This window comes from Roseivivax sp. CAU 1753, assembly GCF_054482575.1.
Genome location: NZ_JBTLRF010000010.1, coordinates 12335 through 23148, shown reverse-complemented (window position 1 = coordinate 23148; position 10814 = coordinate 12335). Strand labels below are relative to the sequence as shown.

The 10814-nt window shown below is 63.7% G+C and carries 9 protein-coding genes; 1 reads left to right on the top strand and 8 read right to left on the bottom strand.

Features of this window, described 5'->3' with window-relative positions:
* Positions 1-70: 70 nt before the first annotated feature.
* From rpoB to secE, 8 genes are all read right to left on the bottom strand, one after another.
* Positions 71-4210 carry a DNA-directed RNA polymerase subunit beta gene (rpoB, locus tag ACXYMN_RS16895; RefSeq protein ID WP_459014861.1) on the bottom strand — a complete coding sequence of 1380 codons (4140 nt, stop codon included), beginning with the start codon at positions 4208-4210 and terminating at the stop codon, positions 71-73.
* 397 nt (positions 4211-4607) lie between these two features.
* A complete protein-coding gene (gene rplL / locus ACXYMN_RS16890) occupies positions 4608-4988 on the bottom strand; it encodes a 50S ribosomal protein L7/L12 (RefSeq protein WP_459014860.1) in 381 nt (126 codons plus the stop codon).
* Between the two features lie 73 nt (positions 4989-5061).
* The gene (rplJ, locus tag ACXYMN_RS16885) at positions 5062-5580 is read right to left on the bottom strand and encodes a 50S ribosomal protein L10 (RefSeq protein ID WP_459014858.1); all 519 of its coding nucleotides are present in this window, start codon (positions 5578-5580) and stop codon (positions 5062-5064) included.
* Positions 5581-6167: 587 nt separating this feature from the next.
* Positions 6168-7082 carry a glycosyltransferase family 2 protein gene (locus ACXYMN_RS16880; protein WP_459014856.1) on the bottom strand — a complete coding sequence of 305 codons (915 nt, stop codon included), beginning with the start codon at positions 7080-7082 and terminating at the stop codon, positions 6168-6170.
* Between the two features lie 198 nt (positions 7083-7280).
* On the bottom strand, positions 7281-7979 hold the full coding sequence (gene rplA, locus ACXYMN_RS16875) for a 50S ribosomal protein L1 (RefSeq protein WP_459014854.1): 699 nt from the start codon (positions 7977-7979) through the stop codon (positions 7281-7283).
* A 1-nt stretch (position 7980) separates the two neighbouring features.
* Complete coding sequence (gene rplK, locus ACXYMN_RS16870; RefSeq protein WP_459014853.1) at positions 7981-8430, bottom strand: 50S ribosomal protein L11; 450 nt, start codon at positions 8428-8430, stop codon at positions 7981-7983.
* 197 nt (positions 8431-8627) lie between these two features.
* Positions 8628-9161, bottom strand: coding sequence for a transcription termination/antitermination protein NusG (gene nusG / locus ACXYMN_RS16865; RefSeq protein ID WP_459014851.1), 534 nt, complete (start codon positions 9159-9161; stop codon positions 8628-8630).
* A 157-nt stretch (positions 9162-9318) separates the two neighbouring features.
* On the bottom strand, positions 9319-9519 hold the full coding sequence (secE, locus tag ACXYMN_RS16860) for a preprotein translocase subunit SecE (RefSeq protein ID WP_459014849.1): 201 nt from the start codon (positions 9517-9519) through the stop codon (positions 9319-9321).
* Between the two features lie 537 nt (positions 9520-10056).
* On the opposite strand from secE, the gene ACXYMN_RS16855 reads away from it, so the two are divergent.
* Positions 10057-10641, top strand: a complete 585-nt coding sequence (locus ACXYMN_RS16855; protein WP_459014847.1) for a hypothetical protein — start codon at positions 10057-10059, stop codon at positions 10639-10641.
* Positions 10642-10814 lie beyond the last annotated feature (173 nt).

Here is a 10814-nt window from a genome sequence, read left to right as displayed (position 1 = left end):
GAGAAGAGCGCGCAACCCACAGATTTTTATATAAAAATCGGTGGGTTGCTTTGGTCTGACAGGGACCGCGTTACTCTTCGGCCTCCTCCGCATCCAGGAGTTCCATGTTGAGGCCCAGACCCCGGACCTCCTTGACGAGCACGTTGAACGATTCCGGCACGCCGGCCTCGAAGTTGTCCTCGCCCTTGACGATGCTTTCGTAGACCTTGGTGCGGCCCGCCACGTCGTCGGACTTCACCGTCAGCATTTCCTGCAGGGTGTAGGCCGCGCCGTAGGCTTCCAGCGCCCAGACTTCCATCTCGCCGAAGCGCTGGCCGCCGAACTGCGCCTTGCCGCCGAGCGGCTGCTGGGTGACGAGGCTGTAGGGGCCGGTCGAGCGCGCGTGGATCTTGTCGTCCACCAGGTGATGCAGCTTGAGCAGGTACTTCACGCCGACCGTGACCGGACGGGTGAACTGCTCGCCCGAGCGACCGTCGAACAGGATCGACTGACCGCTCTGGTCAAAGCCCGCACGCTTGAGCGCATCGTTGACGTCGTTCTCTTTCGCGCCGTCGAAGACCGGCGTCGCGATCGGAACACCTCGGATGACGTTGCCCGCCGCCTCGACCAGCGCATCTTCGGACATGTCCTTGATGCCTTCCTCGAAGACGTCGTCGCCGTAGGCCGTGTGCATGGCGTCGCGTACAGGTGTCAGATCGCCGGTGCGGCGATAGTCCTGCAGCGCCTCGTCGATCTTGATCCCCAGACCGCGCGCGGCCCAGCCCATGTGGGTTTCCAGGATCTGACCGACATTCATGCGCGACGGCACGCCCAGCGGGTTGAGGCAGAAATCGACGGGTGTACCATCGGCCAGGAACGGCATGTCCTCGATCGGCACGACCTTCGAAATGACGCCCTTGTTGCCGTGACGGCCGGCCATCTTGTCGCCCGGCTGCAGCTTGCGCTTCACCGCGACGAAGACCTTGACCATCTTCATCACACCCGGCGGCAGATCGTCGCCGCGACGGACCTTTTCGACCTTGTCGTCGAAACGGGCATCGAGGGCGCGCTTCTGCGCCTCGTATTGCTCGTTCAGGGCCTCGACGTTCTTGGCGTCCTGCTCTTCTCCGAGCGCCAGTTGCCACCACTGACCGCGGGACAGCGTGCCGAGCAACTCTTCGGTGATCTCGGCGTTCGGCTTGACGCCCCTGGGGCCTTTGACGGCCGTCTTGCCGAGGATCATCGACGTCAGGCGCGCGTAGATGTTGCGGTCCAGGATCGCCAGCTCGTCGTCGCGGTCGCGCGCCAGCTGCTCGATCTCTTCACGCTCGATCTGCAGCGCCCGTTCGTCCTTTTCGACGCCGTGACGGTTGAAGACCCGCACCTCGACAACGGTGCCGTAATCGCCGGGCTTGACCCTGAGCGAGGTGTCGCGGACGTCCGATGCCTTTTCGCCGAAGATGGCGCGCAGCAGCTTTTCTTCCGGCGTCATCGGGCTTTCGCCCTTGGGGGTGATCTTGCCCACAAGGATGTCGCCCGGCTCCACATCGGCACCGATATAGACGATGCCGGCCTCATCGAGGTTGCGCAGCGCCTCTTCCCCGACGTTCGGGATGTCGCGGGTAATCTCCTCGGGCCCGAGCTTGGTGTCACGGGCGGCGACTTCGAATTCCTCGATATGGACCGAGGTGAAGACGTCGTCCTGCGAGATCCGCTCGGAGATCAGGATGGAGTCCTCGTAGTTGTAGCCGTTCCACGGCATGAAGGCGACGATGACGTTCTTGCCGAGCGCCAGTTCCCCCATGTCGGTCGACGGGCCGTCGGCGATGACCTCGCCCTTCGAGACTTCCATGCCCACGGTGACCAGCGGACGCTGGTTGATGCAGGTGTTCTGGTTCGACCGCTGGAACTTGCGCAGACGGTAGATGTCGACGCCCGGATCGCCCGGCTCAAGGTCCTGCGTCGCGCGCACGACGATCCGTGTCGCATCGACCTGGTCGATGACGCCGGACCGCTTGGCCATGATCGACGCGCCGGAGTCGCGGGCGACGATACCCTCGATGCCGGTGCCCACCAGCGGCGCCTCGGAACGCAGCGTCGGCACCGCCTGGCGCTGCATGTTCGAACCCATGAGGGCGCGGTTGGCGTCGTCGTTTTCCAGGAACGGAATGAGCGAAGCCGCGACCGACACCAACTGCTTGGGCGACACGTCGATCAGATCGACGCTGTCGGCGGGGGCCAGCGTATAGTCGCCCGACTGGCGGGTATTGACCAGATCGTTGACGAAACGGCCATTTTCATCGAGCGAGGCGTTGGCCTGCGCGATGGTGTGGCGCATTTCTTCGGTGGCGGACATGTAGTGCACTTCATCCGAGACGGTCGCGTCCTTGACGACGCGGTAGGGTGTCTCGATGAAGCCGTACTTGTTCACCCGTGCGAAGGTCGCGAGCGAGTTGATCAGGCCGATGTTCGGGCCTTCCGGCGTCTCGATCGGGCACATCCGGCCATAGTGCGTCGGGTGCACGTCGCGCACTTCGAAGCCGGCGCGTTCGCGGGTCAGACCGCCCGGCCCGAGGGCCGACAGACGCCGCTTGTGCGTCACTTCCGACAGCGGGTTGGTCTGGTCCATGAATTGCGACAGCTGCGAGGAGCCGAAGAATTCACGCACCGCCGCCGCCGCGGGCTTGGCGTTGATCAGGTCCTGCGGCATCACGGTGTCGATCTCGACCGAGGACATGCGCTCCTTGATGGCGCGTTCCATCCGCAAGAGGCCGACGCGGTACTGGTTCTCCATCAATTCGCCGACCGACCGCACGCGGCGGTTGCCCAGGTGGTCGATGTCGTCGATGTCGCCACGCCCGTCGCGCAGGTCCACCAGCGCCTTGATGCAGGCGACGATATCTTCGCGGTCCAGCGTGCGCTGGGTGTCGGGCTTGTCGAGCGCCAGGCGCATGTTCATCTTGACGCGGCCAACGGCGGAGAGGTCGTAGCGCTCGCCGTCGAAGAACAGCGTCTCGAACAGCGCCGAGGCGGCTTCGACGGTGGGCGGCTCGCCCGGGCGCATGACGCGGTAGATATCCATGAGCGCGGTGTCGCGGTTCATGTTCTTGTCCGCCGCCATGGTGTTCCGCATGTACGGACCCACGGTGATGTTATCGATGTCGAGGACCGGGATCTCGGTCACCTCGGCGTCGATCAGGTCCTTGAGCGTGCCGCCCGTAACCTCGCCGTCCTTGTCCAGCGTCCAGGTCAGCTCATCCCCGGCCTCGGCATAGATCGCGCCGGTTTCCTCGTTGATGATGTCCTTGGCGACAAAGCGGCCGATGATGTCGTCGAAGGGCACGAGCAGGTTCTCGACCTTGGCCTCGTCCTTGATCTTCTTGACCGCGCGGGGCGTGATCTTCTTGCCGGCCTCGGCGATGACTTCGCCGGTGTCCGCATCGATCAGGTCGTGGGTCGGACGGGTGCCGCGCACGCGGTCGGGGAAGAATTTCGTCTTCCAGCCCTTGCCCTTTTCGTAGTGGAAGTCGACCGTGTCGTAATACGCATCCATGATCGCTTCCTGGTCGAGACCGAGCGAATAGAGAAGCGTCGTCACCGGCAACTTGCGGCGACGGTCGATGCGGGCGAACACCAGATCCTTGGCGTCAAACTCGAAATCGAGCCAGGAGCCGCGATAGGGAATGATGCGGCAGGCAAAGAGCAGCTTGCCCGAGCTGTGCGTCTTGCCCTTGTCATGGTCGAAGAACACACCGGGCGACCGGTGCATCTGGCTGACGATCACGCGCTCGGTGCCGTTGACGATGAAGGTGCCGTTCGGGGTCATCAGGGGCATGTCGCCCATGAAGACGTCCTGTTCCTTGATGTCCTTGACCGATTTCGCGCCGGTATCCTCATCGACATCGAAGACGATCAGACGCAGCGTCACCTTCAAGGGTGCCGCATAGGTCATGTCGCGCTGCTGGCATTCATCGACGTCGTATTTCGGCTTCTCCAGCTCGTAGGACACGAACTCGAGGATCGAGGTCTCGTTGAAGTCCTTGATCGGGAAGACCGACTGGAACACGCCCTTGATCCCCTCGCCATCGGCGGGGTCGGACTGGTCACCGGACTTCAGGAACAGGTCGTAGGAGCTTTTCTGCACCTCGATCAGGTTCGGCATCTCCTGGACTTCGCGAATTTTACCGTAATATTTGCGAAGGCGTTTTTGGCCAAGGTAGGATTGCGCCATGGTAGATTGTCACCTTTCAGTGTCTCTTCCGAGGGCGCGTCCGTCGGGCTCCGGGCGCGCGCTCAACCGAGAAGGAGGGCTCCGATCCATTCATGGCCCCTGTCCCACCAGAGGCCTCCCGATCGAAGGAGCCCTGCCTGAGAAAAGCCCCGTGACGTCGAGGTCCCGGATCACGTCCGGGACCTGAGGTCCCCCCTTGCCTTGTCCCGGACCTGATCCGGGACCTCAAGGGGCGTTCAGAGGGCTTCTCTGAGACAGGCTCGGCTGGACCCGGGTGCGCCCGGATCCAGCCTGAATGCGTTTCGTCCCACCGTTCATCCGCCGGACAGGATCCGGCAAAGAACGGGGCAGACGGGAGGTTCCGGGACAGGCCCGGGGCACACCCGCCGCTGCGGGATTACTTGAGCTCGACCTCGGCGCCAGCCGCCTCGAGCTTCTTCTTGACTTCCTCGGCTTCGTCCTTGGAGACCTGCTCCTTGACGGCCTTGCCGCCCGCTTCGACGAGTTCCTTGGCTTCCTTGAGGCCAAGACCTGTCAGCGCGCGCACTTCCTTGATCACGTTGATCTTGGAGGCGCCTGCCGATTTCAGGATAACGTCGAATTCGGTCTGCTCTTCGGCGGACGCGCCGGCGTCGCCGCCTGCGGGACCGGCCATCATGACCGCGCCGCCGGCTGCGGGCTCGATGCCGTACTCGTCCTTGAGGATGGTCTTGAGTTCCTGAGCTTCGAGAAGCGTCAGGTTGACGATGTCTTCTGCAAGTTTCTTCAGATCAGCCATTGTGACTTCTTTCCGTATCTAGATGTGTTCCAACGTGCGGCATACAACCCCACGAAGGCCCCGTTGGGATGCCTTAGGCCGCCTCGGCCCGCTCTTCGATGGTCGAAAGGATGGAGGCGATGTTCGAAGCAGGTGCGCCAATCGCGCCGGCAATGTTCGAAGCAGGTGCGCCGAGACAGCTTGCGATCTGAGCGATAAGCTCGTCCCGCGAAGGCATCTTCGACACGGCTTCGACACCGGCCCGGTCAAGAGCGTCGCCACCCATTGCACCGCCGAGGACAACAAGCTTCTTGTTTTCCTTGGCGAAGTCCTCGACCACCTTGGCAGCTGCCACGGGGTCTTCGGAATAGGTGAGAACGGTCATGCCATCGAGGTAGGTCTTGATGCTTTCGCAAGGCTTTCCCTCGAGGGCGATCTTGGCGAGCCTGTTCTTGGCGACGCGTACGGACGCCCCGGCATCGCGTGCGCGACCCCGAAGATCCTGCATCTCGGCAACCGTGAGACCTTCGTAATGGGCAACCACCACGACGCCAGAGCTTTCGAAGATCTGGCCGAGTTCCTCGACCACTTTCTCTTTCTGGGCTCTATCCACAGTTCTACTCCAAGTGTTGGAGGGTTTCCCCTCCGGCTCTTTTTGCTGGGCCTGTTCAAGGGCCCGGCGATCAGGTCCGAACGGGGTGTCGCAATCGCGGATCCGACGCTTCTGAAAGCGAAGGAATGAAATGCTCTTCCCGTCTCAGGCAGGAATTACGGGGCCACATCAGGGGCGGACCCACCCACCGTCTCGGACGAAACGAGGGCAATCGCGAATCACACGAGTGCCCTCATGGGTTGCGTCTAAGAGATTTGGGAATTGTTGCCAAGGGGGCACGGGCGCAAAAGCGCCTCTGCTGCCTGCAATTGCAGGCGGGTTATGCGATCATGCCGAAAATCGCGGGCCGAGGCAAGAATTCTTGTGCAATCCTATGCAAAGTCCTGTGCGGCGGATGTGGTCTGTCTGGCGCATCCTTGGCGGGCGTCCGCCGGGCGCGTGCTGCGCGTGCGGTCTTGCTGCGGGTGCGGTCTTTCGAGGCATGCGGTACGGGCGCGCGTGTGAGGCGGACGTGCGATCACCGGCGCCTGCCCGCGCGCGGGCGACGCCCCCGCCCCGCCCCGCCGAGGCGTCAGGCCGTCAGGCCGTCAGGCGGCCCGGCTCAGCCCGGCGGCCTCCGCCCCGAGCTGGTCGATCGGCAACGACACCAGCCGCCCGGCATCCTCCAGCACCTTCAGCCGTTCGGGGCCGAAGACATGCAACTCCGCATAGAGTTTCCACAGCTCCGCCTCGGGGGCATCGGCCGCCATGGCCGCCAGGATCAGGGTCTTCATGCGGTCAACGTACCCGCGCGAGGCGATGCGCCAGTCAAGCTTCGCGCGCCAGTTGCCATAGCCGCGGTCGACGAAGTGCAGCAGGTGCGCGCCATCCTCGTGGGTCAGCACGCGGGCATGGACCGGATCGCGTCCCTCGACCGTGGCCCAGTGCTGGCGGATGCGGACGCGCGACCCCAGACCGACCCGGGTGCAGGACTTGCCCTCTGTATGGCCGGCAAAGCCTTCGCGGGTGCGCAGATGCCCGGCCACGTTGGGATACAGCTGCTGGCGCAGCCAGCGCGGTTGCGGCAGGCGGAAATGGTAGCGCGCGGGGTCCTGCGGGGTCTGGACATGTTCTGCGGTGCGGATGCTGACCGCGACGGTTTCGGGGTCTTGCGCGTCCAGCTCATCGGCCAGTGTGCGCCCGTCGAGATGGAAATACTCGTCGCCATCGAGGGCCGCGAACCAGCCTGCGGGGGCCGCCCGATAGGCATGGGTCAGAAAATGGTTCTGCCGCATCGGAAAGGCCTTGCCCGCGTCGATGCCGCAGCGATCCCAGAAGGCGGGCGTGCCGCGTTCGACGACGATATCCGGCGCGCCCTCTAATGCGTCCGCCGCCGGATCGCCCGGGTCGTCGAAACACAGATGGAACCCCGTCACCCCCTGCGCGCGATGCCAGTCCACGAAGCTGACCACCGTGGAGAGCGGTTCCTTCAGGATTGCGGCCATCGTGAGGTTCTGGGCCATGTCTGCCTCTGGTGCTGGATCGGGCGGGTTGGCCCCACCCGTTTTGCCTGTCGGCACCAGAGTAATGCCGCCAAAGGGTTCAGAAAAGGAAAACGGGCGATCCCGAAGGACCGCCCGCGTGATATTCCGTCAGGTGATGCGGCAGGGACTCAGCCCCCGGCCCGCGCACACCGATCAGTAATCTGATCGGTTCCCCGATCAGTTCCCTGTGGCGTTGGTCACATCGACGGTGACGCCCGGGCCCATGGTCGAGGACAGCGACACCTTCTTCATGTAGGTGCCCTTGGAGCCCGACGGCTTGGCCTTGGAGACCGCGTCGACGAAGGCGCGGATGTTCTCGACCAGCTTGGCCTCGTCGAAGGAAACCTTGCCGACGCCTGCATGCACGACGCCTGCCTTCTCGGCCTTGAACTGGACCTGACCGCCCTTGGCGGCCTCGACCGCTTCCTTGACGTCCATGGTGACGGTGCCGACCTTGGGGTTCGGCATCAGGTTGCGCGGGCCGAGGACCTTGCCGAGGCGACCGACGATCGGCATCATGTCGGGCGTCGCGATGCAGCGGTCGAAGTCGATCTTGCCGGACTGGATGGTCTCCATCAGGTCTTCCGCGCCGACGATGTCCGCACCGGCGGCCTCGGCCTCTTCGGCCTTGGGGCCACGGGCGAAGACGGCGACGCGCACGGTCTTGCCGGTGCCGTTGGGCAGACCGACGACGCCGCGCACCATCTGGTCGGCGTGACGCGGGTCGACGCCGAGGCACATGGCGATTTCCACGGTCTCGTCGAACTTCGTCTTCGCGTTCGCCTTGATCAGCGACACGGCCTCCTCGACGGTGACATTGTCCTTGCCTTCGAAGGCTTCGCGGGCGGAGCGGGTGCGTTTTCCGAGTTTCGCCATCTTATTTCACCTCAATGCCCATGGACTTCGCGGAGCCCAGAACGATCTTCATTGCGCTTTCGATATCGTTGGCCGACAGGTCCGCCATCTTGGCTTCCGCGATCTCGCGCACCTGCTTGCGGGTCACGCTCGCGATGGTCTCGCGGCCGGGATTCTCGGCACCGCGGGGGCGGTTGCGCTTGCCAACGGGCTTCAGGCCGGCCGCCTTCTTGAGGTAATAAGACGCGGGCGGCGTCTTGATTTCCATGGTGAAGGACTTGTCCTGATAATAGGAAATCTCGGTCGGGCAAGGCGCACCCTGCTCCATGTCCTGCGTCTTGGCGTTGAACGCCTTGCAGAATTCCATGATATTGATGCCACGCTGACCGAGGGCGGGGCCCACGGGCGGGCTCGGGTTGGCGGCACCCGCAGGGATCTGCAGCTTCATCTTGCCAACAAGCTTCTTCGCCATCTGGCGTTTCCTTTCTTCAACATCCGCGAAACGCGTTCCGGCGGATTTTGCGTTGCGTGGTCAGGTCCGCACGACGCGTCGCGCTCGCCTCCCACAATGGCTGGACGGTCTGTCTCCGTCCTGCCCCGGACCTGATCCGGGGCCTTATCCCCCGAGGTCCCGGATCAAGTCCGGGACACGGGGAAAATCCGTTTCGCTCAGGTCTGCTTGGTGACCTGGGTAAATTCCAGTTCGACCGGCGTTTCCCGACCGAAGATCGACACCGCCACGCGCAGGCGCTGGGTGTCTTCGTCGACGCCCTCGACCAGACCGTCGAAATCCTCGAACGGGCCGTCGTTGACCTTGACCTTTTCGCCCACCTCGAAGTGGATCAGCGTCCGCGGCGCATCCTCGCCTTCCTGGACGCGGCCCAGGATCGCCTGCACCTCGGCGTCGCGCATCGGCATCGGCCGACCCTGCGGCCCGAGGAACCCGGTAACGCGGTTGATCGAGTTGATCAGGTGATAGCCCTGGTCCGACATCTCCATCCGCACCAGCACGTAGCCGGGCATGAAGCGCCGTTCCGTCGTGACCTTCTTGCCGCGACGCACCTCGATCACCTCTTCGGTCGGGACGAGTACCTCTTCGATCTGGTCCTCAAGCCCCTGCTCCGCGACCGATGTCCGGATCTGCTCGGCCACTTTCTTCTCGAAGTTCGAGAGAACGCTCACCGAATACCACCGCTTCGCCATCTGGCCCTGTCCTCATGTCATGTCGGGCCCGCAGGCCGTCTTGCGTCAATAGAAAATGGCGTGCAACGCGACTCATTGCACGCCCGATATCCGAACTGGCCGTGCCTTACCGTCCTGCCCGGTCGAATTCAAGCCTAGAGCGGCCCCGGGCGCTGGGTCAGCTTCCGAATATGCTCAGTATGCCCTGCAATCCGCCGCGAATGCCCAGATCGACCAGCGCAAAGAAGATCGCGGTCAGGGTGGCCATGATGAACACCATGATCGTGGTCAGCACGACCTCGCGGCGAGTCGGCCACACGACCTTGCTCACCTCGGAGCGAACCTGCTGGACGAACTGCATGGGATTGGTCTTGGCCATTGCGGGGACCTTCGGATTGTGAATTGCGTCTCGGGGCAGATACGGCGTTGTCCCGCATCTTTCAAGCGATCTCGGACAATCGCCCGGGGTGGGGGCGATTTCGTGGATGCGCACGGTGCCCGACCCGGCCCGGTCCGGCTCGCCGTGCGCCCCGCGTGGCGGGATCATGCCGGGTTGTCACCGGGCGCGCATGTCCCCCTGTCCCGCAGCCCAGACCGGCCGGAAACGTCCGCGCCGGGCACGGCCCAGCGCATGACCGTCCGGCGCATGGCGACGCCCACGGATGTAACCCTGAGGCCAAGGTTGGCACCGGTCTGCCGCGCGGTATCGGCGCTGCATGTATAATGTGTGTTTCCGCTGACGTGTCATCACGGACCGATCAAGCGGCTGTGATAATTGCGGTTTTCCCACCTTTCTGCGGAACGCAATCGCCAGCGGGCGGTTAGTTGCCCAGACCAACGCGGCATTGTCCGCACCCCCGGGACGCCAGACGCGGACGATCGGGGAAACTGGAAACGACTTGAAGGAAAAACACACATGAAACGCTTTTTGACCTCGACCGCCCTGACCATTGCTCTTGCCGGTTCGGCCTATGCCGCCACCGAAGGCGAGATGCAGGCCATCACCTCCTACCTGCCGGAAGCCGACATCTCGGGCTGGAGCGACACGGAAGTCGCCACCGCGATGAACATCATCCAGTCGAACGACAGCCGCTCGGCCATCGTGACGCGCCTGAACGCGCTTTACAGCGGTGAAGAGTACATGCCGATGTCGGCCACGATCTCGGAAGCCGAGATGCTTCTGCTCGACTCCTATGTCGAGGGTGTCGACTATTCGATGCTGCCGCAGCAGACCGTGGATGCAGCCATTTCTGCCGCACAGAGCGGTATGGTCGAGAGCGAGAAGGCCGGAACGATCCGCGCTCTGCTTACCGATGACCGTCAGGTCGTCAGCGAGATGAACACCGCGACCACGGGCGAAGTTGCCCTGATCACCAGCTATGCGCCGAACCTTGACGTGTCGTCGCTGAGCGACCAGCAGGTCAACTCGGCCCTGGCGATCATCTACTCGAACGACAGCGCCAGCGACATCTCGGGCAAGCTGTCCGCCCTGTTCAACTAAGCGCGTCCGGGGCTGACCAGCCCCACGACCGAAGACTGCCAGATGGGGTCCGCATTGCGGGCCCCATTTGCCGTTCGGCCGCCGGATTGCACGGCCACGCGTCTTGACGGCTTGAGACGCATCCTGGCCCGGCGCAATCAACGCAGTGGTCGCCTTCGCGGCAGGCCTTCATT